At 59.4% G+C, this 24,733-nt stretch carries 24 protein-coding genes; 16 read left to right on the forward strand and 8 right to left on the reverse strand.

What is annotated here, in order from left to right; genetic code table 11:
• Positions 1–25: 25 nt before the first annotated feature.
• The 6 genes from HJO_RS09205 (at position 26) to HJO_RS09235 (ending at position 7,372) form a co-directional block, all read left to right on the forward strand.
• The gene (locus HJO_RS09205) at positions 26–229 is read left to right on the forward strand and encodes a helix-turn-helix transcriptional regulator (protein WP_035616405.1); all 204 of its coding nucleotides are present in this window, start codon (positions 26–28) and stop codon (positions 227–229) included.
• Positions 219–695, forward strand: a complete 477-nt coding sequence (locus HJO_RS18950; protein ID WP_051618457.1) for a helix-turn-helix domain-containing protein — start codon at positions 219–221, stop codon at positions 693–695. The genes HJO_RS09205 and HJO_RS18950 overlap by 11 nt, the downstream gene beginning before the upstream one ends.
• A gap of 3 nt (positions 696–698) precedes the next feature.
• Positions 699–1,802 carry a site-specific integrase gene (locus HJO_RS09215; protein ID WP_035616407.1) on the forward strand — a complete coding sequence of 368 codons (1,104 nt, stop codon included), beginning with the start codon at positions 699–701 and terminating at the stop codon, positions 1,800–1,802.
• 828 nt (positions 1,803–2,630) lie between these two features.
• Entirely contained in the window at positions 2,631–2,876 is a 246-nt protein-coding gene (locus HJO_RS09225) for a hypothetical protein (protein WP_162173811.1), read from the forward strand.
• Positions 2,840–4,708 (forward strand): site-specific DNA-methyltransferase, encoded by a 1,869-nt coding sequence (locus tag HJO_RS09230; RefSeq protein ID WP_206741835.1) that lies wholly within the window; start codon positions 2,840–2,842, stop codon positions 4,706–4,708. The genes HJO_RS09225 and HJO_RS09230 overlap by 37 nt, the downstream gene beginning before the upstream one ends.
• Before the next feature lie 3 nt (positions 4,709–4,711).
• A complete protein-coding gene (locus tag HJO_RS09235) occupies positions 4,712–7,372 on the forward strand; it encodes a DEAD/DEAH box helicase (protein WP_035616415.1) in 2,661 nt (886 codons plus the stop codon).
• Between the two features lie 165 nt (positions 7,373–7,537).
• Here HJO_RS09235 and HJO_RS17725 read toward each other — a convergent pair whose 3' ends face one another.
• The 3 genes from HJO_RS17725 to HJO_RS09255 are packed head-to-tail and all read right to left on the reverse strand — an operon-like array spanning position 7,538 to position 9,207.
• On the reverse strand, positions 7,538–8,182 hold the full coding sequence (locus HJO_RS17725; RefSeq protein ID WP_051618458.1) for a MotE family protein: 645 nt from the start codon (positions 8,180–8,182) through the stop codon (positions 7,538–7,540).
• 4 nt (positions 8,183–8,186) lie between these two features.
• The gene (locus HJO_RS09250) at positions 8,187–8,678 is read right to left on the reverse strand and encodes a DUF6468 domain-containing protein (RefSeq protein WP_035616421.1); all 492 of its coding nucleotides are present in this window, start codon (positions 8,676–8,678) and stop codon (positions 8,187–8,189) included.
• Between the two features lie 4 nt (positions 8,679–8,682).
• Positions 8,683–9,207 (reverse strand): flagellar basal body-associated FliL family protein, encoded by a 525-nt coding sequence (locus tag HJO_RS09255; protein WP_035616423.1) that lies wholly within the window; start codon positions 9,205–9,207, stop codon positions 8,683–8,685.
• A 129-nt stretch (positions 9,208–9,336) separates the two neighbouring features.
• Here HJO_RS09255 and fliF point away from each other — a divergent pair, with 129 nt between their 5' ends.
• Genes fliF through HJO_RS09280 form a run of 5 tightly spaced genes read left to right on the forward strand, consistent with a single transcriptional unit; the run spans position 9,337 to position 13,685 of the window.
• Positions 9,337–10,845 (forward strand): flagellar basal-body MS-ring/collar protein FliF, encoded by a 1,509-nt coding sequence (gene fliF / locus HJO_RS09260; protein ID WP_035616425.1) that lies wholly within the window; start codon positions 9,337–9,339, stop codon positions 10,843–10,845.
• Positions 10,838–11,482 carry a hypothetical protein gene (locus tag HJO_RS09265; RefSeq protein ID WP_035616427.1) on the forward strand — a complete coding sequence of 215 codons (645 nt, stop codon included), beginning with the start codon at positions 10,838–10,840 and terminating at the stop codon, positions 11,480–11,482. The genes fliF and HJO_RS09265 overlap by 8 nt, the downstream gene beginning before the upstream one ends.
• A 4-nt stretch (positions 11,483–11,486) precedes the next feature.
• On the forward strand, positions 11,487–11,810 hold the full coding sequence (locus HJO_RS09270) for a FliM/FliN family flagellar motor switch protein (RefSeq protein WP_051618459.1): 324 nt from the start codon (positions 11,487–11,489) through the stop codon (positions 11,808–11,810).
• Positions 11,797–12,576, forward strand: a complete 780-nt coding sequence (locus HJO_RS09275; RefSeq protein ID WP_035616430.1) for a flagellar type III secretion system pore protein FliP — start codon at positions 11,797–11,799, stop codon at positions 12,574–12,576. The genes HJO_RS09270 and HJO_RS09275 overlap by 14 nt, the downstream gene beginning before the upstream one ends.
• A complete protein-coding gene (locus HJO_RS09280) occupies positions 12,573–13,685 on the forward strand; it encodes a FliG C-terminal domain-containing protein (RefSeq protein WP_035616431.1) in 1,113 nt (370 codons plus the stop codon). The genes HJO_RS09275 and HJO_RS09280 overlap by 4 nt, the downstream gene beginning before the upstream one ends.
• Before the next feature lie 10 nt (positions 13,686–13,695).
• Here HJO_RS09280 and HJO_RS09285 read toward each other — a convergent pair whose 3' ends face one another.
• The 5 genes from HJO_RS09285 to HJO_RS09305 form a co-directional block, all read right to left on the reverse strand.
• On the reverse strand, positions 13,696–14,805 hold the full coding sequence (locus tag HJO_RS09285) for a flagellar basal body P-ring protein FlgI (protein ID WP_035616434.1): 1,110 nt from the start codon (positions 14,803–14,805) through the stop codon (positions 13,696–13,698).
• Between the two features lie 4 nt (positions 14,806–14,809).
• Positions 14,810–15,787 carry a flagellin gene (locus HJO_RS09290; RefSeq protein ID WP_035616436.1) on the reverse strand — a complete coding sequence of 326 codons (978 nt, stop codon included), beginning with the start codon at positions 15,785–15,787 and terminating at the stop codon, positions 14,810–14,812.
• Between the two features lie 4 nt (positions 15,788–15,791).
• Entirely contained in the window at positions 15,792–17,240 is a 1,449-nt protein-coding gene (gene flgK, locus HJO_RS09295) for a flagellar hook-associated protein FlgK (RefSeq protein WP_035616441.1), read from the reverse strand.
• Between the two features lie 28 nt (positions 17,241–17,268).
• Positions 17,269–18,573, reverse strand: coding sequence for a flagellar hook protein FlgE (locus HJO_RS09300; RefSeq protein WP_035616444.1), 1,305 nt, complete (start codon positions 18,571–18,573; stop codon positions 17,269–17,271).
• An 80-nt stretch (positions 18,574–18,653) separates the two neighbouring features.
• Positions 18,654–19,478, reverse strand: coding sequence for a flagellar motor protein MotB (locus tag HJO_RS09305; protein WP_035616447.1), 825 nt, complete (start codon positions 19,476–19,478; stop codon positions 18,654–18,656).
• Positions 19,479–19,633: 155 nt separating this feature from the next.
• Here HJO_RS09305 and HJO_RS09310 point away from each other — a divergent pair, with 155 nt between their 5' ends.
• The 5 genes from HJO_RS09310 to flgG are packed head-to-tail and all read left to right on the forward strand — an operon-like array spanning position 19,634 to position 24,731.
• Positions 19,634–20,533 (forward strand): FliM/FliN family flagellar motor C-terminal domain-containing protein, encoded by a 900-nt coding sequence (locus HJO_RS09310; protein ID WP_156945542.1) that lies wholly within the window; start codon positions 19,634–19,636, stop codon positions 20,531–20,533.
• A gap of 41 nt (positions 20,534–20,574) precedes the next feature.
• Positions 20,575–21,441: a flagellar motor stator protein MotA gene (motA, locus tag HJO_RS09315; RefSeq protein ID WP_035616451.1), complete on the forward strand. Its 867-nt coding sequence runs from the start codon at positions 20,575–20,577 to the stop codon at positions 21,439–21,441.
• Positions 21,438–23,204 carry a hypothetical protein gene (locus tag HJO_RS09320; protein WP_035616453.1) on the forward strand — a complete coding sequence of 589 codons (1,767 nt, stop codon included), beginning with the start codon at positions 21,438–21,440 and terminating at the stop codon, positions 23,202–23,204. Before motA ends, HJO_RS09320 begins: the two co-directional genes overlap by 4 nt.
• Positions 23,204–23,917: a flagellar hook-basal body complex protein gene (locus HJO_RS09325; protein ID WP_035616455.1), complete on the forward strand. Its 714-nt coding sequence runs from the start codon at positions 23,204–23,206 to the stop codon at positions 23,915–23,917. The genes HJO_RS09320 and HJO_RS09325 overlap by 1 nt, the downstream gene beginning before the upstream one ends.
• Before the next feature lie 28 nt (positions 23,918–23,945).
• Complete coding sequence (flgG, locus tag HJO_RS09330) at positions 23,946–24,731, forward strand: flagellar basal-body rod protein FlgG (RefSeq protein WP_035616457.1); 786 nt, start codon at positions 23,946–23,948, stop codon at positions 24,729–24,731.
• The last annotated feature ends 2 nt before the right edge of the window (positions 24,732–24,733 follow it).

The following is a 24,733-nucleotide window of genomic DNA, read 5'->3' on the forward strand; positions in this document are numbered from 1 at the left end:
GTCTCCAAACCGATGGAGATGAACCATGTCGAACCAATCCGCGCTACCCGTTACCGGCTTCCTGCGTATCAGGCAGATACTCGCCCCGACTGGGCCTATCCCCGTCAGCAAATCGACCTGGTGGGCTGGCGTAAAGGATGGGCGGTTTCCCAAGCCGCTCAAACTCGGCAAGCGCGTCACCGTCTGGCGCGCTGAAGACATTCGCGCGCTGATCGAAAATGGCGCGTAGGCCGAACTGGCGCGCGATCCGAATCCATCGCAGCTATTCAGTTGATGAGGCGGCCCGCGCACTTGGGGTTGCCAAGGTGACTGTAAGGCGATGGATCGCGTCGGGTGGCCTTCCCGTCATTGACGATTGCAAGCCAACGCTGATCCTGGGCGCTGAGCTGTCTGCCTTTGTCAAAGGAAAGCGCGCCCCGAGGCACAAGCTCCGCCTTGATCAGTGTTACTGCATGCGATGCCACGCACCGAAAGGCGCCGCGCTTTGCGAAGCGGAATTGATCCCGGCCAAGGGCGCGAGCGCGATGGTTCGAATGCTTTGTGAGACATGCGCGGCGGTGATGCACAAGCGTGTCAGCTGGAAGCAGGTTTCGCAGCTATCCGCCCTTGTCAGACTTTCAGGGGCGCAGCGCGTCAAACACCTAGGTGAGACCACTCAGCCCTGCGTGAATGATCACTGCCAGAAGGAGGTTTGAAGAATGAAAAAAGCGCACCCCAAAAATGAGCGGATCAAGCGGAAATATCTGCAATGGCTGGAGACCGCCAAGGGCATGACGCCCGCCACGGCCGATCAAGTTGCCGGCGCTATTTCCGCCTTCGAGAAATCGACGAATGGCAAGGACTTCGCCGCCTTCCATATTGAACAGCCACAGAAGTTTCAGCGCGACCTGAAGGCGGCAATCAATGCGAAGACTGGCAAGCCATTAGCCAAATCCACGATCCGCTCGCGGCTGATGGCCGTGAAGGCGTTCTTCAAGTGGCTGGCAGATCAGCAGGGTTACAAGAGCCGGATCAGCCATTCTGATTGCGAGTATTTCAACGTGACCGCCAATGATCGCCGGATTGCCACCGCGCGGCGCGAGCGGCCTGTGCCGAGCGTCGAACAGCTGCACCACGTCATTGCCGCCGCTCCGCATGAAACCGCTATCCAGAAGCGTGATCGCGCCTTAATCGCCTTTACCCTGCTGACAGGCATGCGTGACGCGGCGATTGCATCCTTGCCTTTGGGCAAGGTGAACTTGGAGCGCCGCGAAGTGTTCCAAGATGCGCGCCTGGTGAAGACGAAGAACGCCAAGACCATGACGACCTATTTCTTCCCTGTGGGCGGCGAAGCGGAGGCGATTTTCATTGACTGGGTAAGGTTCCTGCGTGACGAACTGCTGTTTGCGGACGCTGACCCGTTGTTTCCCAAAACTGAGACGGGCGTAAACGAAGCTGGGTTTCTTGGGCCTATCGGCCTGTCGCGGCTGTACTGGAGAAGCGCTGACGCAATCAGACGAATCTTTCGCGAGCGGTTTGAAGCGGCTGGGTTGCCGTATTTCCACCCGCACAGCCTGCGCCATACGCTTATGCAAGTAGCATTCCGCAAGAATCTCGACCCGGAAGCCCTAAAGGCCTGGAGTCAGAACTTGGCGCATGAAAATCTCGCCACTAGCCTCAACTCATACGGTAAGATTCAGGATCAGCGCACGGCGGAGATCATGGCGGGTCTTGCTTTGGCTGACGTTGAAGGAGCCAGTTCCAGACTACCGCCAGAAGTGCTTGAATGGATGGCGAAAGAACTGAGCCAGCGGAAAATCTAAGTTTGGAACGCGCCAACCTTGCCGTTTTCAAGATTAGGCAACTTTTCGCCAATTGAGTGAATGTTGGAAGTGAGAGGGTGGCAGGCAAACCGAAGTTAAACGGTATAGCAACAGAGATTTTTAATCTTTGCGTCTTCACGGTTGCGCTCGCAGAGCCCTGAAAAGGTTCTCGCTATTTGAAGGACAGCAAAAAATGATGCGTAATGTAACTATTTCGATCGTATTAATTGGCCTTACTGGCTGCGCGTCAACAGAGCAGGCAAAGTCGCAAGTGGAGCCAGAAGTCCAAATTGCAAGCCAAGAGGAAATCGACGGCGCTACTCAAGGCGTTCTCAACTGCGCGAGGGCGGCAATTCATCTATATGACGACAAAGTCTCCCCCGCGGACACTGTAGGGCGAGCGATTTCTGGTCACTGCCGACAGGAGATTACCACATTGATAGCCGCCTCGACGAAGGGAATGGATAGATACACTCGATCTGGGTTCTTGGAGGCATTTGACGCAGAGGAAATCTTTACCAGTCTAGTATTGCAGGCGCGGGCCCGGCGCTGACCGCACACCACTCGGATCCACCCAACCCTGAACGCTAATATGCGGCGTCCCGAGCGGCGACCGCGGAGAGAACCCTAGAGCCCGGCCCGCATAATGAACCGCAGAAAGATAAGCACTTGACCATGGCGATTAGAGAACTGCCCGGGACGTGACCACCGACTTGCTTGATACGAGACTACTGGAGCGACGCAGCCGGGATTCGGCGTATTTTCCGCGAACGCTTTGAAGCGGCGGGCCTGCCCTATTTCAACCCGCATACCGTTCGCAAGACGCTGATGCAGGTTGCCTTTCGCAAGCAGTTGGACCCCGAAGCGCTGAAAGCGTGGAGCCAAAATCTGGGCCATGAAGACCTGGCAACCAGTTTGAATGGCTATGGCACGGTTCAGGATCAACGGACTTCTGAGATTATGGCGGGCCTTGCGGCAACGGAATCAGAGGAAAACGGCGCTGATGCAAACGGAGATCTGCCGCCAGAAATGCTCGCATGGATGGAAGAGCAGGTGCGCCGGCGAAAGGGCTAGGCTGTGAATACGCTACTTGGGGCGTTGCGGCGCATTCGCCTTTCCTGCACTACGGTAACGGCAAATGGAATCAGATAGGGGCAGGTATGCCGACACTGGACTGGATCGGGAAGCAGGCGGTTGTGAACCATCACCGCGAGGTGCCTTACCGGCTGGTGCATTGCGATTCGGATCTGTCAGCGGGTGACCCGGACGCGGGCAATCTTCTGGTGCAGGGAGACAATCTGGAGGCCCTGCGCGCGCTGCTGCCTTACTATGCGGGCAAGGTGAAGTGCATCTACATTGATCCGCCTTACAACACCGGCAATGAGGGCTGGGTTTACAACGACAATGTGAACTCCCCGGAGATCAAGGCTTGGCTGGGCAATGTTGTGGGCAAGGAAGCGGAAGACCTATCACGCCATGATAAATGGCTGTGCATGATGTATCCGCGCTTGCGGCTACTGCGAGAGTTTTTGAGAGACGATGGAGTTATGTTCGCTTCGATAGATGCGAACGAAGTTGCTCACTTCGAAGTGCTGCTTAGAGAAACGTTTTCAAATTTTGAGATCATCTCGATTCCTATCGTGAACAATATGAAAGGGCGCAATGATCGTGATTATATTGCAACCTGCCACGAGTATTTGGTTTTGGTTGCGCGCCACAATTTTGTTTCCCACGGCATTCCATTGAGCCAGAAGCAGCTGAAGGAATTTAAGTACACGGACGAACAAGGCTATTTGTTTGCATCTCGTGACCTTAGAAAGCGTGGTGGTGCAGATACGCGTGATGAGAGACCCCAACTATGGTTTCCAATCTATAAGTCACCCGAAAGTGATGAGTTGTCGCTTGAAGCCCAAGAGGGGTGGATAGAAATCTATCCGATGAAGAAGGACGGGACAGAGGGCGCATGGCGATGGGGAAAGTCACGCGTTGCTAAGTATCTGAGCACACTCATTCCATCGTACGCAAAGGCGAACGAAAAATGGAATGTTTCCTATCGCGTTTATTTAGACTCTGAACGAGAAGACGAGTTATTTGACGATGACCCGGAAGACTTCACCGAGGACTATGACGATGAATCGGGAGAAGCAATTGAAAGGACGACCAAGCCAAAGTCATTTTGGTGGGGACCTGAACTCTCAACTGATAACGCTGGAAAGGAACTGAAATCCATTTTTGATGGAAAGAAGCCGTTCGAATACCCAAAGTCTGTTTCATTAATTCAAAAAATCTTGAGTATGACGGGTGGTAAAGATGATCTGATCATGGACTCGTTTGCAGGATCAGGCACCACGGGCCATGCCGTCCTGGACTTAAACAATCAAGATGGCGGCAGTCGCCGCTTCATCCTTGTCGAAATGGATCAAGCCATATCGGAGGAGGTAACCGCCGAACGAATGCGCCGGGTGATCAACGGCTTCGACAAGAATGGAAACGCAGCGACGCCTGTTGAGGGCCTTGGCAGCGGCTTCCGTTTCTGCCGTCTCGGCGTCCCGCTCTTCGATGAGTTTGGCGATGTGGCGCGCGAGGTGACGTTCCCGGACCTTGCCGCACACATCTTCTTTTCTGAAACCGGCGTTCCCATTCCGCACCGTGCGCAGAGCGACTTTCTCGGCGTGTTTCAGGATCGCGCCGTCTATCTTCTGTTTGACGCAGCCCACGCCGAAACACCGCGCGAGGCAGCCGGGAATGTTCTCACGCCGGACCGACTGGACGCCCTGCCGCCCGTACCGGAAGCCTTTGACGGAACGCGCGTCATCTATGCCGAAGGCTGCACGGTTTCGGCGGCGCGCCTGAAGCGCGCTGGCGCCGTGTTCAAGCAAATCCCCTATCAGATCGATGGGGTATAGCGCATGGCGGCGGTGAACTTTGAACTGCGCAGCTACCAGAGCGATGCGCTGAATGCCTTTGGCGACTACCTGCGAAAGGTGCCGAATCTCGGCGCACGCACGGCGTTTATGGCGCAGGCCAACCTGCTCTACACGCCTGCGCCCTTCCTCAACGAGGAGGCACCGTATGTGTGCATCCGCATCCCCACGGGCGGCGGCAAGACCATCGTGGCTGCGCATGCTGTGGGTGTGGCGGCAGCGGCCTACCTGCAAGCCGAGAATCCCATGGTGCTCTGGCTGGCGCCGTCCAAGGCCATCCTGGACCAGACGCTAAAGGCGCTGCGCAACCTGGAGCATCCCTATCGCGCCGCTCTGGCAGCCGACTTTGGCCGCAACCTAACTGTGCTGACGGTCGATGAGGCCTTGTCGCTCTCGCGGCCTGATGCGTCCGGCGGCGCGTGCATCATCGTGGCCACGATTCAGTCCTTCAAGATCGAAGACAAGGACACCGACGCGCGCCGGGTTTACCGTGACGCCGGATCGCTGATGGATCATTTCAGCGGGCTGACGGATACTCAGATTGCACGGCTGGACAAGGTGGAAGGCACGCACCGCCCGGTAGCGTCCCTCGCCAACGTGCTGAAGCTGCATCGCCCGATGGTTATTGTGGATGAGGCGCACAACAATCAGACGCCCTTGTCATTCGATACGCTTAGCCGGTTTGATCCGTCGCTGATCCTTGAATTGACCGCGACACCGCAGACAAAGAGTGACCCGACGAAAGAGCTCTATCCATCGAATGTGCTCTACCATGTCTCGGCGGCGGAGCTGAAAGTTGCCGAAATGATCAAATTGCCGATCCGTCTGCAGACGGATGCGGATTGGAAAAAGGTCATCGGGCAGGCGCTGGACTGCCGTGAAGCTTTGGAGCTGGAGGCCAAGGCGGAAGAGGCGGAGACGGGAGAGTATATTCGCCCGATCATCCTGTTTCAGGCGCAATCAAAATCGAAGACAGACCCGGACCGGCTGACGATAGAAGCCGTCGCGCAATACCTGACCGATGAAATGCGGATCCCGCGCACGCAGATCGCTTTGCATGGTGGTGGGCACAGGGAGCTGGATGGCCTGGACGACATTGCGTCCAAGACGTGTGAGGTGCGCCATGTCATCACCATTCAGGCCTTGCGCGAGGGATGGGATTGTCCGTTTGCTTATGTCCTGTGTTCCGTCGGCGAGCTGAAGTCTCCTACGGCCGTTGAGCAGATCCTTGGCCGCGTGCTGCGCATGCCAAGCGCACGCCGCAAGAGCCGCGATACTCTGAATCGCGCATATGCATTTGTGGCGTCTAAAAACTTCAATGATACGGCGGGGAATCTGAAAGACGGTCTTGTAGTTGGTGCGGGCTTTGACCGCCTGGAAGCCGAAGAACTGGTGAAGGCCCATAGCGGTTTTCAATTCTCAGAAGATCGTAGCGACTATCAGCATGAGTCTGATGCAATCGAAGATACGCCCGACTCCAAGCTCGCAGACGTGATTAACGCCATACAGAAGCTACCGCCATCGATTAGGGCCAAGGTGAAATTTGACACTGAAAGCCGAAAATTGAAGGTCACAGGCGTTGTCTCCAGAGATCAGCGAAACACAATGCTGATGGCCTTCCACAAGGTGCCCGGCGCAGAAAAGGCCGTTGAGAGCCTGTTTATTCGCAGTAACCGCATACAGGCGAGCGAACTTCCCCAAGGCGATAAGGTGCCCTTTATTGTGCCGCAGCTTTGCATTTACAGCCAAGGCGAGCTGGAGCTACTGACCCGGGACCATTTCCTGGACCTGCCCTGGAATCTCGCCAATTGCGACCCGGCAAACTTCGTGGACCGCTACAGGATCAAGGACGCCTCTACCGTTGGGCTGATCGACACAAGCAATGAGGGACGGATGACCGTTGCGTTTGTCGGTGACGTTCAAGAACAGCTTTCCATGCTGGTGCATGAGCCCGCGTGGACGTTGCCGCGTCTGGTAAACTGGATTGATCGCGGGATACCCCACCCTGACGTAACCAAGCCTGCCGCCAAGGTGTTCATTAGCAAAGCTCTTGAAGGGCTTATGCAGCGCAAGAACTATGCGCTTGATGAACTGGCGCGCTATCGCGCGGAGATCCGGCGCGCCCTGAAGGAGGAGATAGATAAGCTGCGCAAGGAGCGCGAAGCCGGAAGTTATGACGCGCTGTTTGCCGCTGATGCGCAGACGTTCGAGACCGCCGCCGATAATGCCATCGTGTTTGACGATCAGAGCTACGCCTACAACCAGCCGTATCGCGGCGGACACAGGTTCCAGAAGCACTACTTCAAGGAAATCGGCGACCTGAATGAAAGGGGCGAAGAGTTCCAGTGTGCTCAATACCTGGATAATCACAAAGACGTTCGCTATTGGGTGCGCAACGTGGATCGCAAGCCGAACGCATTCTGGCTGCAGTTGCCGAGCGGCAAGTTCTACCCCGACTTCGTAGCACTTCTAACAGATGGCCGGATTATGGCTGTCGAATACAAGGGCGCGCACCTCATGGAAGAATCCCGCGACAAGCTTAGAATTGGCGAGCTATGGGCCGATGCAAGTGCTGGAAATTGCCTCTTTGTCATGCCTACGGATAGAAATTTCACGGTCATCGACGACGCGATCAAAGGCGTGTGACCTAGCCTAAGAAAATCCATTTGGGGGTATAATTGGGGGTATCAAACAAGAATATATTTTTATTATGCAATAAATACAGGCTATTATGACGAGCCTTCGATGCCTCTTCTGGCGCCAACGGTTTGATTTCATTCGGTTGAATTCAAGTCCGATTCCTCGGCGCAGTCAGTTCGGCGGGGCCGTGGGGGTTGCGGAATTGCGCACGTCCTCGTTCAGTTCCGCCAGCTTGACGCTGACCGCATAGGCCTTGCGTGTTTCCATGTTCGCCAGAATCAGGCCGGCCTGTTCACTCCGCATCAGGCGCAGGAAGCTGCCGGCGAAATCGGGATCCATCTGGTTGAAGATCGCCGCGGCCTGGTCAGGCTTCATGGTGCCATACATCCGCGCGAGGTGGACGAGGTCGTCGTCAGATACCGTCTGCATTTCCTGCCAGCGGGCGTCGAGGGACGCCTGCAGCGCTTCGAGTTCTGCCGACCGGTTCTCGAGGTCCTGCTGGCGCGCCTGCAGCGTCAGTTCCAGCTCGCGCAGGTCTTCTTCCTGCGTCGTGATTTTTTCCTGGTCTTTTGCGAGCAGGGCGGCTGTCTCAGCGGTGAAGCAGACCTGGTCGATCGCCTGCACGGCCGGGGCCGGCGAGGCCGCGGCCTCGGGGTCTGCAGCGGTGGTCGCGGTAGCAGACGCGGCAGAGGCCGTTGCCTCTGTCGATTCGGCCGTGGCGAGGTTGTTCGGCAGGAACCGCACCGCCGCGCCGACCGTGAACAGGAAGCCAAGCGTGATCAGGACGTAGGAGCTTCTTTTGTCGAGGGCTTTCATGGCGCTAACCTGAACGCTGGGAGACGGCTTTTCGCTGCTCCGGTACAGGTGGCTGGCCTTGCGCGCCAGCACCGCCTGCCTCCGCAAGGTCGCGCAGCTGCTGCATCATGTTGGTCATGTCCATGACGCGGGTCTTCGACTGGTCGAGGATGATGCGCATCATGATGCCGAGTTCGGTCTGGGTCGCCGTGACCTGGTCGACCGCGTTCTGCTGGGTTGTCTCCAACTCTGCCTTGAGAGTCTCGAGCCGCTTGCACATCTGGTTGGCCTCATCCAGCTGTCGCTGCAGGCGTGTCGCCATTTCACCGACATGCGAGCGGGTTTCCTGGGTCGAACTGGACATCGCGGAGATTGATTTGGACATGGCCATGATCGTCGCCCCGAGGCCGTCCTTGGTGTTCTGCAGGGCTTTCAGGCGCCGATTCAGCACGAAGCAGTAGGCGCAGGCCGCAAGCGACACCAGGACAATGACGATATCTGTCGGTTCAAAATTCATCGTGTCATCTCAACAGAAATTCGGTGATCAGGACGCCGTCCGAGACGTCGCCGCCCAGCACGAGTTGCGAGCGTCGTCCCAATTGTTCGCGCATCAGGGAGTAGAAGCCGGGATTCTCGAAGTCGCTCACTTCGACGGAGCGAAGGTAGTTGGTATAGGCGTCGATCAACACGGGCTCCGCTTTTTCGACAGTGGCGACATTGCTCTTGTCGCTGATGACGGCAACCTTCAATTTAAGGTAGCGTGTCGCGGGTGCGCTCCCGATCGTTATCAGGATGTCTCGCAACTCCACATAAGCTTGATTCGGTTCGATGCGTGAACCGGTGTCGACAAGCAATTGCGGCGTCACGCACGCTGCGCTGTCCGGCACTGATGCCGGCGACAGGAAATACACGGTTGCAAATGAGCTCACCAATGCGCCTGCAGCGAGGATTGCGATTGCAGCCATGCCGCCACTGGCCTTGGAAGGCTCTGGCGCGCCATCCTTGGCGGGCGCCTTGCCGCCTTTCCCAGCATTCTTCTCAGACATCCGAATCCAACCCGACACTAAAGCCCACGCACCAGTTAAACAAATCTTCAGGTAAAGGAACCGTTAACAATTACCCGGATAAAATTAACCATTGCTGTAATGTTGGGCTAAAATTGGAATCGGCGGGTCATGAGTTTCATTGGTACACTGAAAGCGCTGCCTTTGCCGCGGCAATTGATGCTTGCCGGGGCCGTACTGGGCGTCGTGCTGGTCATGACATTCATGGTGCGCGGGGTCGTGCAACAGCCGATGGCCCTGCTCTATTCGGGGCTTGAGCCGGCGAGCACGGGCGAAGTCATCGAAGAACTCGACAAGCGCGGCACGCGCTATGAGATTCGCGGCGATGCCATCTTCATTCCCGCCAACGAGCGCGACGGCGTGCGGTTCGCGCTCGCCAGTTCCGGCCTGCCGCAGCAATCGGTTCAGGGCTATGAACTGCTCGACGAGGTCAACGGTTTCTCGGTGACATCGGAAATGTACAACGCGGCCTATTGGCGCGCGAAGGAGGGCGAGCTTACCCGCACAATCCTGGCCATTCCGGGCATCAAGTCGGTTCGGGTGCATATCGGGGCAAGCCTGCGGTCAGGGTTCGCACGATCGGACCCGAAGCAGACTGCGTCGGTGTCGCTGTCGACAACCCGGGACCTGACCGGCAACCAGGCTGAAGCGATCCAGTATCTCGTCGCCCTGGCGGTTTCCGGTCTGAGCCCCGATGAAGTCGCGGTGATTGATTCGACCAAGGGCATCCTGGCCGGTCCGGGTGTCGAATCGGCAAACCAGGCAGGTTCCACCGCCGAAACCCAGGAAGGCGCGCTGGAACAGAAGATCCGCCGTTTGCTGGAAGCCCGGGTTGGTCCCGGCAATTCACGCGTTTCGGTGACAATGGATGTCAGCCACGAGCGGCTGCGCACAACCGCAGTGTCCTACGATCCGGACTCGCGGGTGGTTCGCAACCGGTCCAGCGGCGATGTCAGCGAATCCAGCGGTGGAAGTACTGCCGGCATCACGGCGGCCAGCAACCTGCCCCAGACAGCCGGCGAGGCGAATGGCCAGTCCACCACCAGCACGACCCGGAATTCCTCGGAAACCGTTTCCTATGAAATCAACGAAGTGCGCACGGAGAGCGAGCGCATGCCAGGGGCAGTCGAGCGCATCTCGGTGGCTGTGCTCCTGAACGACCAGGTGCTGGGTATCGACCCGGCTGCGGCCGATGCCGGCGCCCTCACCGAACAGATGGCCGAAGACTTCAAGCAGTTGATCGCATCGGCTGCCGGTCTCGACACCAGTCGCGGGGACGACCTGACGGTCGAATTCATGCCGTTCCAGATTGCCGTTGCCGGTGACATGGTTGAAGCACCCGGCGTGATCGCCCAGTTGCTGGAACGCTATCTCTGGTCGGGTGTGAAGGTGATTGTCCTTGGCATCGTGGTCATCGTCCTGGCATTTGGCGTAATCCGTCCACTGTTGAACCAGAAGCCGGAAGTCCAGAGCGCCACGGGCGCCGACGGCCAGCAATATGCTGTCGGCGCTGATCCGTTCCTGTCCCTGAAAGACTTCACGATGGATCGACAGGATGATGCGGCAGCCATCCTGCAGGAATGGCTGAATGAAGACAGGAAGGCGGCCGTGAATGAGTGATTCATTCCTGTCGAGCCTGCCCCGGTTTGATCGCGTTGGCGCGCCGATGGCCGTCGACAAGCGCAGGCTGCTGCTCGGCAAGGGGCCTGCGCCCGTCGAGACGGCAACCGACGAAGAGCCGGAAGAAGAAGCGCCCGCGCCGGACGATCATGCCGCGCCGACCGGCATCGGTGAATACACGGCCGAGCAGGCCTTTTCCGGGTCTGTTGCGCGCGTTCCCGAGTTTGAAGAAATCGAGATATTGCTGAAGGTCCTGTCAGACACGATCGACAAGGTGGAACAGCAATCACGCGATCACACCGTCCAGGTCATCCAGGCCATGGCGTCGCGCCTGTTTCCGGAACTCGCGCGCCAGTTTCTGGCCGAGGAAATCGGCCGCCACCTGCCAATCATGATTCCGGCGTCGGTCCAGGGCGTGGAAATCCATGCGCAGCCGGAGATGGCTGACAAACTCCAGAAGGTGATCGATCATTCCGTGTCGCTCGCCGAACGGTGTTCCTTTGTGCCGGTTACCGACCCGGACGATGCGCAGGTCCGCATTTCATGGGGGTCAGGCGGGCTGACATTCGATTTCGACAGACTGATGCAGGCCTGCCTTGCTCAACTGAATTCAACTCAAGCCACGATTGACGAGTAACCCAATGGCAAATCCTGAAGAATCCCTCCCACCGACCGTCGAGGTCGACCGCCGCGAACCGTCCGGTTCAAACAAGTATCGCCGGTCGATCTTTTCCGTGCCGGTCACGGTGACCGTATCGATCGGACAGGCCCGGCTCAGCGTTTCGGAAATCCTCGAACTGCGGACGGAATCGGTTGTTCCGCTGACTTCGCGCATCGACGACCCGGTCGACCTGACGATCGACAACAAGGTGATTGCACGGGGCGAGTTGGTGGAAACCGACGACGGATGCCTCGGTGTCAAGATCACGGAGATTCCGGAGCAAGCACAAGATGCGATTGGGTAAGATAGCCGGCGCCAGCCGCTCCTTTGCTATCCTGACCCTCGTCGCAGTATGCATGGCATCTGCGGCGCACGCCCAGGGCGTGCCTGCTGAACAACTCCCCGGCGGCCTCGACAGCGTGCTGAACGGATCCGGCGGCGGCCTCAGCCGCTCGACCATCCAGCTGTTCCTGCTCGTATCTGTCCTCAGCCTGGTGCCGGCCATCGCCATGATGGTGACGTGCCTGCCATTCATGGTCATCGTCTTTTCCTTCATGCGCCAGGCGATCGGCGTGCCGCAGGCGCCGCCAAACATGATGATCATGGCGCTGGCAATGTTCCTGACCTTCTTCGTCATGGAGCCGGTCTTCATGGACGCCTGGAACTCGGGCATTTCACCTTACATGGACGGTGTCCTGAGCGAAGAGCAGGCCTGGTCGCTGACCACAGAGCCGTTCAGGACATTCATGACCGCGCGAACCGAACCGGAAGCTATTGCCGTGCTCGGAGACGCCGTCAACCGCCCGGTCGCTGAAGGCGATACGCCGGGCTTCTCGCTGCTGGCGACGGCTTTCATGCTGTCGGAAATCAAACACGCTTTCCAGATCGGATTCGTGATCTTCCTGCCCTTCATGGTAATCGACCTGGTCGTGTCGTCCGTCCTCATGGCAGTTGGCATGATGATGGTGCCGCCGACCGTTGTGTCACTCCCCTTCAAGCTCGGCTTTTTCGTGCTGGCTGACGGGTGGCTGAAAATTACCGAGGCAGTGCTCAGAGGATATGCAACATGAACGCGATACCGAAACCCGAGCTTGGCCCGAAACTGGTGCCACAGCGAACCGACACACCGCCGGAACGGGCTCCAAGGGTGTCGTCAATCACGCCGTCGCAACGCGCCGCGGTGATTATCGCCATTCTCGGCGAAGCGGCAGCCAAACCGATCGTCGACAAGCTCGATGACAGCGCCCTGGCCAAGGTGGCCATCGCCCTGGAGGACCTGTCATTCGTCGCACGCGACGAGATGGTCGATATCGCGATCGATTTCCTCTCGCGCCTGCGTGACACCAATGGTGCCCTGCGCGGCGGCAAGGGCAAGGCGCGCGAAGTGCTCGCGAACGTCCTCGACCCGGCGCGCCTGATCGCGATCCTTGGCGAGCAATCGACAAATGCGGCCGCGCCGAAAACGGCGGACGGCCCCTGGACGCGGCTCGAGCAGCGTGACCCGGCACAGATCGCCCAGTATCTCAACGGCCTGTCACCGAACATCATCGCACTGATCCTGCGCAAGCTGAACGTCACGGTCGCGTCGAGCATCCTCGGCCAGATGGACAGTTCCAAGCTTGAGCCGGCAATGGGCTTCCTCGTCGAAGGTCGCAAGCCGGATCCGGGTATCGACCTCGTGCTGGCGCGAATGATCGAGATGGAATTCCTCAACGTCGTCCAGGTCGACAGCGGGGTTGATGCCGAGACTCTCGAAGCGGTCGGAGAATTGTTGAGCCTCATCCCGTCAGACCGGCGCGACAGCCTGGTCAAGTTCCTCGCGACTCAGCACGAAGACAAGCTCGCCGGCATCCAGAAATCGCTGTTCACGATCGAGGGCCTGCCGGAGCTTCTGTCTAAGCGCGCCGTGCCGATCGTTTTCCGCGAAATGCCCGAGGAGATGACGCTGAAGCTGCTGGACAGCCTGAAGAGCGCCTTTCCGGAAGTCTTCGAGTACCTGCTGGCAAACGTCTCGTCGCGCCTGGCCGACAAGCTTCGCGATGACCTGTCGGATTTCGAAAGCCTGCCGCCAGAGCAGGGCGAAACGATCCAGCGGGAATTCCTGACATTCCTGATGACGATGAAGCGCAACGGGCTCATCGAGATCGACAAGCCCGGATCAACGCCGGCCAGCGCCTGAACGCCGTAACCTAACGAACGACGAGTTCGGCGTGTATCGCCCCGGCGGCTTTCATCGCGCGGATGATGTCGGCCATTTCCTGCGGTGACACCCCAAGGGCATTGAGGCCGCCGATGAGTTCCGACAGGGAGACATTCTGCTCGAGCATGGCGATGTGGCCGCTGCCGGTCTGACCGATCGATATCTGTGAGCGGGGCAGGACGACGGTGTCGCCTGAAGAGAACGGATTGGGCTGTGACACGACCGGTGATTCTGAAATCTTGATCGAGATATTGCCCTGGGCGATCGCAACTTTCGAGATCGTGACATCTTCGCCCAGAACGATCGTGCCGGACTTCTCGTCGATCACGATCCGTGCCGGCGTCGCAACGGTCACCGGAAGGTTCTCGATGCTGGCCAGCACGCGCGAAGGGGATTCTGAAATTGTTGTCAGGTCGAGTTCGATGGTGCCGGGATCGCGCATGAAGGCGATGCGTTGTCCCAGGGCCCCATTGATCGTGTCTTCGATGCGGGCGGCCGTCGTGAAGTCAGGGTTGCGCAGTGCCAGCGTGACGGACTCGCGCTGATTGAACTCGTATTTGATCTCGCGTTCGATATGGGCGCCATTGGGCACGCCCCCTGTCGTCGGTGAGCCGCGCATCTCGCGCGCACCGTCGGCCTTCACGTCCAGGCCGCTGACCACGATGCTGCCTTGTGCGACGGCGTAGATCTCGTTGTCGGCACCTTTCATGGGCGTCAGGATCAGTGTCCCGCCCTCGAGACTGTCAGCGTCGCCTATCGAGGCCACGGTCACGTCGATTGTCGAGCCATTGCGCGCGAATGAGGGCAGCGTTGCCGTCACCAGGACTGCCGCAACGTTCTTCGGCTTGATGTCTTCGCCCTGAACGTTCACGCCGAGGCGTTCGAGCATGTAGGACAATGAATCCTCGGTGAAGGGCGAGTTCTTGACCGAATCGCCGGTGCCATTGAGGCCCACCACGATCCCGTAGCCGACAAGGTCGTTGTCCCGGACGCCCTCGACATTCACGATATCGCGGATGCGTGGTTGCGCGGAGACTGGCGCGGGCAGGGCGAATACCGCAACCGAAACGAGGGCGAGAACGAGAGCGGAAAATTTCATGTCACTACCTTAGGAAATTCAGCAAGCTGAGATTCGCCAGACGCGAGGTCAGCAAGTAGGACGCCTCCAGGTTGCTCTGGAGTTCGCGCAGTTCGGATGCGGCCTCGTACTGGTCGCGTGCCGTCAATTCATTGAAGTTCGCTGTCAGCACGGTCTCTTCGAGATCGAGCGACTCTTTCGTACGGGCAATGCCGGCTTGCGAGATGCCGACTTCGGCGCGCAGGTTTGTCAGGCCGGTCTGGCCGGCCGACAGGGTTTCCGCGGCCGTATGGACGGTCGGGCTGTCGCCGGCGAGCAGTGTCAGGTTTTCACTGGGCGCCGACAGCGCCATGACGGTCAGGCCGCGCACGATGTTGATGATGCTGGCATGCGAGCCGGGGGTCGCATCGGCATCTGATACCGTGTCCGTGCCGGAATAGATGTTCTGGCGCCAGCCGCCACCGGGCGTGTTGAAATAGGTGTCGAGGTCGGCCTCGAACGTGGCGGCATCCGGCGCAGCGGCAGCCAGGCTTCGGACGTCGTCGATCAGGTCGGAGACATTTCCGAAGGGCGGCGTTGCTGTTGCGTCACCGGCGAACAGGTAGCGATCGCCATAACGTGCGTTGAGGGCCGCGAAGGATTCCTCGAGGGCGCCCAGGGCGTCCCGGGCCGTCGCGGTCTTCGATGCCTGGTCGCTTGAGCCCAAGGCAGCCTGCATGCGTGCGGAGAGGCCGTTGGCCCGTTCCTGGACCAGAGTCAGGCTGCGTTCGGCGACATCCAGCCGGCCTTCACGAATTGTCAGGTGGACACGGTCCTGGGCGATGTCATCGAGGGCCTTCTTGCCCAGCATGGCTTGGCTGATACGGCCGGACAGATGCGCTGTCAGATCTGCGTACCGTCCGGTCACCGCTTCCTTGGATGTATTGCCGACCTGCTCGCGCAGCGCCTTGATCTCATGGCTTAGGCCCGACGTCAGCAGGCTCGAGGGGAGCGGAATGCGCATGAACTCAGATCTCCATCAGCCGGTCGATCATCTGACTGGCAACTTCAATGACTCGGGCGTTCGCCGCGTAGGATTGCTCGATCAGCAGGAGGTCCTGCATCTGGGCATCGATGTCGACGCCGCTGGCCTCCTGCTCGGCGTCCAGCAGCATGGTGTGCTGAGTCGACGTCGAGGACAGGACGCTTTCATTGTTGACCCGTTGCTGACCCGCGAGAGAGGCAAACTGGGCGACCATACCGGTGGAGGAAAAGGCTCCCTGGATTCCACTGGCATTGACCGGGCGCACCGAGGTGATCGCATTGTACATGCCGTCGAGGATTGTCGAATCACTGGCCAGGCCCTGCGTCGCCGCACCCAGACCGTCCCGCAGCCGCCAGGTGGCGCCGCCCTGTGCGGGGTCGATGGCTGCGTTGATGGCGATACGCCCTGCCAGGCCGGGCGGGTTGGTCACGTCGGGGTCGACGAAGATGCCCGGGTCACCGGGGGTCTTGGTCGGGTCGATCGAGTCATTCGACAGGCGGGAGACGAGATCGCCCGCCAATGTGTCGAGCTGTGCGCTGAAATTGGGGATGTCCTGGTCGCGCAAGGTGAACAGCGCGCCAAACAGGCCGCTCGAAACCGCGCCATAGGAGGACGATCCCGGTGTCAGGTCGATGCCGTCAACCGACAAGCCCGACAATGTCCCGCTCGCGATGCTTTCATTGGGGCCGAAGGCATAGGATGGGTTGAATTCGACCTGCCGGGCCTTGCCGGCAAGCAGGAACACGCCTTCCGGCGTCATCACGTCGATCGTGCCGCTCTCGCGGGGGACAGCCTGGACGGGAAGGTATTCCGAGATGGTGTCGAGCAGGCGCTGACGCTCATCGATCAGCCCGGCCGCTTCGCTGGAGGTCCGGTTGATGGATGCGATACGGCCGTTGATCGCCTCAATGCCCTTCAGGGCGCTGTTGACGACATCGCGTCCCCGCACGATCTCCTGGTCTGCGGCATAGCGCAGGTCCGAGGCGAGTTGCGACAGGCCGTGGAATTCATTGACGATGGACTTGGCGGCATTCAGGACGGCCGACGCGTCCGTACTCGATTCCGGCGACAGGGCGAGGCTTGATAGCGACGATTCAAAGTCTGCAAACGTCTTGAACAGGCCGTTGCCTTCCGCCGAATTGCCAACGCGGGCCGATATGGTCCGCCACGTCGATGTCAGCATGTCTGCCTGGGCGAGATCACTGGTCAGGCTGCGGCGTTCATTGGTTATGGCGTCGTTTTGCGAGCGACCGATGCCCACGGAGCGGACACCGGCCGAGTTTCCGGCGAGGACATTCTCCGCCAGCAGGACGGAGCGGCTGACATAGCCGGGCGTCGATGCGTTGGCGACGTTGGCCGCAACGATGTCGGCCCTCAGATCTGCGATCTGAAGGCCGGACCGGGCTGTATGTATGGCACTGGACAGGGTCACTTGGCCGACCGCCTTTCAGCGCTGGAGATTAACGCTTGAGGTTCGTTGTTTCCTGAAGCATCTCGTCCACTGTCTGGACGATCTTGGCGTTCGAGGAATAGGCGCGCTGGGTCTCGATGAGATCAGTGAGCTCAGCCGCGATGTCCGTTGTCGACTCCATCAGGGAGTATCCGGAGATACCGCCGACAGGACCCGTGCCAGCATCCCAGAGGTACAGGCTGCCGCTTGCGGCGGAGACCGAGAATGCCTGCGCATCACGCGCCGTCAGGCCGTTCATGTTTGGCACGTCACCGACGGGAATCTGGTACATCGTGCGCCGTTGACCGGTATCGTATACCGCCTGCATGAAACCGTTATCGTCGATTTCAACGCCGGCCAGTTTGCCAATCGGCGCACCGTCCTTGGTCACGGCTGTTGGCGAGAACGAGCTTGCCAGCTGGGTGATACCGGTCGTGTCATTGGGCCGGCCGACAAAGACTTCGACAGGGCCGTGCGGAAGGGTAAGGGACATGATCCCGGTCGCGGCGTCATAGGTTGCACCGCCGCCAGCTGAGGCGGTGTTGATGCGACCGGCAGAAGCGCCCGTGCCGTTGAACGTCAGGTCCATGTTGCCGATCGACACGGCCGGATCGCCGGCGCTGTCGAAGACTTCCACATGCCATGCGTTGCTCGCACCCGAACCCGGAACGGTCGGCGTGAATTGCAGGGTCAGGGAGTTGGCGCGGCCGAGGCTGTCGAAATACTCGATCGGCAGGTTGTAGTCATTGGCAGCGGCGCCGGCCACGGTTGCGTCGGCCGGCAGGTTGATACCAAGGCCAACCGTTGTCGTTGGCGTGGCTGTGGACTGAACCTGCGAGACATTAACCGGCTGGAGGTTGATGCCGCTATTGCGGCTGACATTGCCGATCTGGCCGGATGCGTCTGCGGGCCAGCCGAGAAGGAACAGGCCGCTCTGCGTGCGCAGGTTGCCATTTTCATCGGCGAAAAAGCCGCCTGTCGGCAGCAACATCATGTTGCGGTCCGATGGAGTCGCATTAAGGCCGCTCTGGTCGGTGACTGGAAAGAGACCGCGTCCTGAGACGGCGATATCGGTCGAGTTGCCTGTAGAGATGAGCGAGCCCGTCGAAGCAATGTCCTTGAACGTGTTCACGCGGACGCCGCCGGCGGCATATGAACCTGAGCTCTGGTTTATCACCATGCTGGAAAAGTCGACCTGGCTGCGTTTGTAGCCGCTGGTCGAGGAATTCGCGATATTGTCAGAAATCGTGGAAAGGCGTGTGGCGTTGACATTCAACCCCATGACGCCTGCGTTCAGCGATGATGAGATGCTCATTTCGGTTGCTCCTGCAAGGTATTACAGGAGAGCGTAGAACGCGTTGGTTAATGAGCTGATAACTCATTGGTCCACGGAAATTAACGAGTTAGTATCGTTATTGATATCCGGCGGTTCTGCGCCGCAGACCGGTCGCCTTCGATCAGCGGGTCGGTGTCGGCCTTGCCGGACACTTCAAGAATGCGCGCTGGTTCCATGCCGCTGTTCAGGAGCAGCTTGCGGGCCGCGTTGGCCCGGTCGGACGAGAGATTCCAGTTATCGTATGCGGCGCCATTGCGATAGCTGAGGCTGTCGGTGTGGCCAACGATCTTGATGTCGTTCTCGAAATTCCTGAACGAGCCGGCAACGAGGCCAAGCATGTCGGTCAGCAGCGTGGATGGCACGCTTTGTCCGACAGGAAACAGCGGTGCCTCGTCTGAATCGGTAATCTCCAGCACGATGCCTTCCGGCGACATCTTGATCATCATGTGTTCGGACAGTTGCCGGCCATCATCCTTCATGGACTGCTTGAGCGTTTCGAGTTCTGCGGCGATCGCCTGCTTTTCATGGGCGTCAGCGTCACTATCACTGTCTTTCGGGTAGGCGACCGTCTTTTCGTGCGACGCGCCGGTGCCCATCTTCGCATAAGTCTGCTCGCTCATGATCGACGGCCCGTTAAGGGCGTCTGACCCACCGCCTGATATCCGCGAAATCGGAATGGTCGGGCTGAAATAGTCCGCGATGCCCTTGCGTTGTTCCTCTGTCGTTGCGTTGAGCAACCACATGAGCAGGAAGAAGGCCATCATGGCGGTCACAAAGTCTGCGTACGCCACTTTCCAGGCGCCACCATGATGGCCATCAGACTTGTACACGCGTTTGCGCTTGATGATGATCGGCTGAACCGATCCCACCTGTTGAATTCTCATTTGTCCGGACGCGTTTTCCATAAGGCATTGGTACCAGATAGCCATGAAGGATCATTGTTCCACGGGCGCTACAGTTTGGGGTTGTCTGTTAATCCTTTCTCAATGGATGCCGCGCCAAGTGTGAGAGTTAACAAGGCTTCAATCAGGGGTGAGTCGTGTCCACGGTTCTGCGTAGGAAAATCGATGCTGCGGCTGGAGTTCCGCCAACGATTGTGCAGATGCACGCGTTCTGGGAGCAGCTTGTCACCAGCACGCGGACATGGGCAGCAGAGACACTCGGCACCAAGTGCGAGCCCGTCGTTGCCAGCCGCAGGGTCGTCAGCGGCAGCCAGTCCGAAGGAATTCGGGACAATCAGTTTACCGTGTTTTTTGGCGCCGAAGTGTCACCAGGGCTCAGCGCTGTCATGATTGACGAGCGCATTGCGGTTCGATGCGGAACGGTCCGCCTGCACCAGAGTGCGGACAGCCTCGCCGACGCATCGCCGCTTTTCCTGAAACTGCTTTGCGAGCAGCCGGTCATCGCGCTCTGGAACCGCATCGGCAAGGGCCTCACCGAACACAAGGTGGATGTCCTGAAAACCGCGCAGTCCGACGCGTCCGCAACGGCCGGAAAGTTCGATGCCAACAGCCGTTACCTCCAGGTCATCGTGAACATCACGTTGGGCGAAGAGGCCTCGCCCATTACCTTCATGTTCCATCTCGACTACATGCAGCGCTACGCGCGCCGCCACGTCCAGAACATTGTCGATCGCAAGAAGCACGCCTGCCAGAACAGCCCCAAATCGCTGAGTGACAGTGTCCGTGCATCAGCTGTGGCGCTCGATGCCGTGCTTGAACGCGTGTCCCTGACGATCGGCGAATGTTCGCGCCTTCAGGTCGGAACCGTTATTCCGCTGGCAAATGCAGATGCCGGGAAGCTGTCGCTGAGCGCCGAAACGATCAATGGCAGCGTGGATATCGGGGTCGGGGAGCTGGGCGTCTGGAAGCGGCAGCGTGCTTTGAAACTGCACCAGCCAATCCCGGAAAGCTTTGCACGGGACTTGGTGGATTTATGACATCGCTCTGCATGTCGCGTACGGAATAAGGGAGTTCTTGGGTGAATACGATACTTGGATTGTTCATCACCGTGGCCATGGTCTTCGGGGGATACCTCCTGGCCGGTGGCAAGATGGAGATCATCACCCATGCATTGCCGTTTGAAGGCATGATGATCGGTGGGGCGGCGCTCGGCGCGTTCCTTGCCGGCAATGACATGAACACTATCAAGCATACCGGCGGCGACATGAAGGCCGTGTTCACTGGCGCGAAATGGAAGAAGACCGACTATCAGGACCTGCTGTGTCTGATGCATGAACTGCTCAACCTGATGAAGCAGAACCCGGTCGATGTCGAAGTCCATATCGAAGCGCCCCACGAGTCGAGCATATTCGCCAAGTATCCGCGGATCCTGAAGGATCACTCGGCGATTGAGCTGATTTGCGACACCATCCGCTCAATGATCATGAACTTCGACAATGTGCATCAGGTCGAAGAACTGATGCAGAAGCAGCTGGACCAGCTGGCCGAAGACAAGCTGCACGGGTCGCATGCGCTGCAGAACATGGCAGATGCGCTGCCGGCGCTCGGCATCGTGGCGGCCGTTCTCGGCGTTATCAAGACGATGGCTTCGATCGACAAGCCGCCGGAAATCCTTGGCGGCATGATTGGCGGCGCGCTGGTCGGCACCTTCCTCGGCGTCTTCCTGGCGTACGGGGTCGTCGGCCCGTTTGCCAAGAAAGTGAAAGATATCAGGATCGAAGAGCATTCCTTCTACTCGATGATCGGCGAAATTCTCGTATCCAACCTTCATCTCAACCCCGTCAATATCTGTGTCGAGGTCGCGCGGCGTCATGCGCCGTCCCGCGTGCGGCCAACCTATGACGAAGTCGAGCAGGCCATTCGGGAGATGAGACGAGCGGCATGACACGCCTTCCCTGCATCCTGCTCTTGAGTCTCTGCCTGGTCCCCCAGGGCCTGGCGCTTGAGCCGGACCCGGCGGCCCCCGGCCAGGCCGGCCGGCATTCGGACCTTTCGAAAGAGCTTGATGCATTTGTGCAGGGTGCGATCGAGGAGGGCATCCTGACGCCCGTCGGCCCCGCCGGTGACGCGTCGGCGACAGACATGCCGGCGGTCGGGTCTCTCGCACCCGCCAGCAAGGCGCATGACGCGCCCCGCGCCGGACCGGCGAAAGTCACGGCAGATCGCGCCTGCGAACGGCCCTACGACCTCGATTTTGCGGCGTACCGTGCATTCAGCCGGTATCAGGATCTCTACGCGGTCAATGTGGCGCTGAGCAGTGCTGCGGGCGCCTCCGCCATCCGCGACGCAGTCATTGAACTCGTCAAGGCCGATATCGCCCTCGGCCTCTATTCCGAAGCGCTGATGGCCTCCCGCCAGATTCCGGGGCCGGACGTTGTCGTCTATCAGAAACTCGCTGTCCTGATGCAGAATCGGCAACCGCCAGACGTGCCGTATTTCATGCAACTGGCATCCTGCCATGAGGAAGCCGGCCTGTGGCTGTCAGTCGCGCAGCTTGCGGCCGGACAGGACGCAGGCGTTGCCCGGTTGCAGAATCATTTGACGGGCTTCCGCCAGTTGCCGCTGGGGCTTCGCACCGACTTTGCCGCGATCAGTGTGGCAGAGCTGCACCGTCACGGTGAAAAAGCGCTCGCGCAAAAGCTCGTTGCCTCCTTCACCGAAGACGAATTGCGCCAGTCCCGGCCGCTGCAGTTTGCCAACACCCTGATCGAACTCGAACGAGGTAATCCCGAAGCCGAAAAAGCCATGCTGGGCTTCCTGTCCCAGCCGCGGTTCCAGGAAGAGGCGCTCGCCGTCATCCTGCGCCGGGACCAGCCCCTGGCCGACGGGTACAATGAGATCCTGCTTGGCGACCTGATGCAGAAGTTCGGCACCACGGATGACCGGGAGCTTGCTTCCAGCCTCAAATTTGCGCTCAGGGAACTGAGCGCGCATTCGCGTTACACGCCGCTGATGGACCTCGCCCGCAAGCCGGCGCTGCAGAACTCGATCGCCCAGGAAGAGATCAAGCGCTACCTGGTCGCGAGCCTCGAGCGCGATCTCGCGAGTGAAGAGCCGTTGCGGAACCTTGCCGCGATTGGCGCCCTGGCAGCCGGCACAAGCCTCCTTGATGGCCACCCCAAACGTGCCGGACTTTACAATTCGGCTTCAGGGCTTGCGATCCGTTTCGGGTTCGGCTCCCTCGCCGCAGAGCTTGCTCGCAAGATCGAGGCTGACGAGATGGTCGCCCGCGAGATCGCGGCCCTGGCATTCCAGCAGGACGACCACGCGACGGTCTACGCGATTTCCAAGTCGCATCCACGGGACGAACAGGTGAACCTGATTGCGGCCCGGTGCGCGATCCAGGACAATAATGTCCGCCTGCTGGATGTGCTGGTCGATCGCTTGACGTTGAACCCGCAAACGATCCTTGCGCTCATCGAGCAGGATGCCCTGTCCGGCAAATGGATTGTCCCGACGCGGGTCTACCAGGCTGCGGATCGCCTGTCCGGCATCGATCACGCCAAACGGGTCAAACGGGTCTCAACACTGAGGACGGCTGCGCAAAAGCAGCAGTCCAGCCAGATGGGCCCTCCAGTGTCTGATGCGGGAGCATTCCAGGAGCCCGAACAGATTGCCTCAACAACTTCGCCTCAGGAGCTCCACTGATGTCGAACGCTGTCTATGCTTCACTCGCCCGCCAACACGGCCTGGTTCAGGAAATGCAGGTCGTTTCCAACAATCTCGCGAATGCCAGCACCACGGGATACAAGTCTGACCGCGCCATATTCGCGGAATTCCTGACCGGTGCCAGCGCCAGCGGCACGCCGCTGTCGATGGGCGGTCTGGCGGGCCATGCCTTCGAAATGGAGCAGGGCGCCTTCAAGCTGACAGGCAGCCAGTTCGATGTGGCGGTGCAGGGTGAGGGGTATTTCATCGTCGAGACCGGGCAGGGCGTCCGTCTGACGCGGGCCGGGCATTTCCAGATGGCGGGCGACGGCACGCTGGTCGACATGAACGGCAGCAAGGTGCTCGGAAACGGCGGTGCACCGATCTCGATCCCGCCCGAAGCATCGCAGGTCTCGATCGGATCTGACGGAACGATTTCGGTCGACGGTCAGGAAATCGACCGCCTCGGCGTGGTGCTTCCCGAAGGCGACATGCTGCGTGATTCAAACACCTATTTTTCCGCGCCCGGCGGCTACGGCGCCGCGACCGAATCGTCGGTCGTCCAGGGAGCGCTGGAACAATCCAACGTATCGCCCGTGCTCGAGGTCGCCCGAATGATCGAAGTGCAGCGTGCCTATGAAGCCGGCCAGACTTTGCTGGAACGAGAAGACCAACGCATTGGTCAGCTCATATCGACCGTCCGCGAAAGATAGCGGCGGTAATTGAAGGAAGGAGTCCTACATGAAGTCCTTGCAGATCGCCGCGACGGGGATGGCAGCGCAACAGATGCGCGTCGATGTCATCTCCAACAACATCGCCAACATGAGCACCGCAGCCTACCGGCCGCGGGTCGCCGAGTTTTCAGACCTGATGTACCAGCAGTACCTGACACCCGGTACGATTGCGTCCCAGGTGGGCACCGTTGTGCCTGCGGGGATCCAGCTGGGTACGGGCGTGCGTCCGTCAACCGTGTCCATGGAAATCACGCAGGGTTCGCTCCGCGAAACAGGTTCCGAACTGGACGTCGCCATCGACGGGTCGGGCTTTCTTGAAGTCACCCTGCCGTCCGGCGACCCTGCCTATACGCGTGACGGCAAGCTGAACCGCAGCCCCGAGGGCGAGATTGTCACAATGGATGGCAATCCCCTGGCCGACGGCATCATCATCCCGGAGGATGCGTCACATATTTCCATCAGCCGCGATGGCGAAGTCGTTGCCTATTTCGACAATGCCACCGAAGGCCAGGCCATCGGCACGATCTCCCTGACCCGCTTCGTCAACGAAAAGGGCCTGGAAGCAATCGGGGACAACATGTTCCGCGAGACCGAAGCGTCCGGCGCGCCAACACAGCTGGTGGCAGGCACTGAAGGGGCGGGCTTCCTCCGTCAGGGTTTCCTCGAAGAATCCGGTGTCGATGTGGTGAAGGAAATCTCCGATCTCATCGAAGCCCAGCGCGGTTACGAGCTGAACTCGAAAGTCATCACGGCGTCAGACGAAATGCTCGCCGCAACCACCCGGTTGAGATAGTG

Origin of the sequence: Hyphomonas johnsonii MHS-2, from assembly GCF_000685275.1 — a bacterium.
Lineage (GTDB): Bacteria > Pseudomonadota > Alphaproteobacteria > Caulobacterales > Hyphomonadaceae > Hyphomonas > Hyphomonas johnsonii.

Coding starts and splice junctions, on each gene's coding strand:
- HJO_RS09325 (WP_035616455.1), top strand. CDS start 23,204: ATGTCGAACGCTGTCTATGCTTCACTCGCCCGCCAACACGGCCTGGTT.
- HJO_RS09250 (WP_035616421.1), bottom strand. CDS start 8,678: ATGAATTTTGAACCGACAGATATCGTCATTGTCCTGGTGTCGCTTGCG.
- HJO_RS09275 (WP_035616430.1), top strand. CDS start 11,797: ATGCGATTGGGTAAGATAGCCGGCGCCAGCCGCTCCTTTGCTATCCTG.
- HJO_RS09265 (WP_035616427.1), top strand. CDS start 10,838: ATGAGTGATTCATTCCTGTCGAGCCTGCCCCGGTTTGATCGCGTTGGC.
- HJO_RS09280 (WP_035616431.1), top strand. CDS start 12,573: ATGAACGCGATACCGAAACCCGAGCTTGGCCCGAAACTGGTGCCACAG.
- HJO_RS09255 (WP_035616423.1), bottom strand. CDS start 9,207: ATGTCTGAGAAGAATGCTGGGAAAGGCGGCAAGGCGCCCGCCAAGGAT.
- HJO_RS09215 (WP_035616407.1), top strand. CDS start 699: ATGAAAAAAGCGCACCCCAAAAATGAGCGGATCAAGCGGAAATATCTG.
- fliF (WP_035616425.1), top strand. CDS start 9,337: ATGAGTTTCATTGGTACACTGAAAGCGCTGCCTTTGCCGCGGCAATTG.
- HJO_RS09235 (WP_035616415.1), top strand. CDS start 4,712: ATGGCGGCGGTGAACTTTGAACTGCGCAGCTACCAGAGCGATGCGCTG.
- HJO_RS09300 (WP_035616444.1), bottom strand. CDS start 18,573: ATGAGCATCTCATCATCGCTGAACGCAGGCGTCATGGGGTTGAATGTC.
- HJO_RS09230 (WP_206741835.1), top strand. CDS start 2,840: ATGGATGGAAGAGCAGGTGCGCCGGCGAAAGGGCTAGGCTGTGAATAC.
- HJO_RS09270 (WP_051618459.1), top strand. CDS start 11,487: ATGGCAAATCCTGAAGAATCCCTCCCACCGACCGTCGAGGTCGACCGC.
- HJO_RS09305 (WP_035616447.1), bottom strand. CDS start 19,478: ATGAGAATTCAACAGGTGGGATCGGTTCAGCCGATCATCATCAAGCGC.
- HJO_RS09290 (WP_035616436.1), bottom strand. CDS start 15,787: ATGCGCATTCCGCTCCCCTCGAGCCTGCTGACGTCGGGCCTAAGCCAT.
- HJO_RS09205 (WP_035616405.1), top strand. CDS start 26: ATGTCGAACCAATCCGCGCTACCCGTTACCGGCTTCCTGCGTATCAGG.
- flgG (WP_035616457.1), top strand. CDS start 23,946: ATGAAGTCCTTGCAGATCGCCGCGACGGGGATGGCAGCGCAACAGATG.
- HJO_RS17725 (WP_051618458.1), bottom strand. CDS start 8,182: ATGAAAGCCCTCGACAAAAGAAGCTCCTACGTCCTGATCACGCTTGGC.
- HJO_RS09320 (WP_035616453.1), top strand. CDS start 21,438: ATGACACGCCTTCCCTGCATCCTGCTCTTGAGTCTCTGCCTGGTCCCC.
- HJO_RS18950 (WP_051618457.1), top strand. CDS start 219: ATGGCGCGTAGGCCGAACTGGCGCGCGATCCGAATCCATCGCAGCTAT.
- HJO_RS09225 (WP_162173811.1), top strand. CDS start 2,631: ATGCAGGTTGCCTTTCGCAAGCAGTTGGACCCCGAAGCGCTGAAAGCG.
- HJO_RS09285 (WP_035616434.1), bottom strand. CDS start 14,805: ATGAAATTTTCCGCTCTCGTTCTCGCCCTCGTTTCGGTTGCGGTATTC.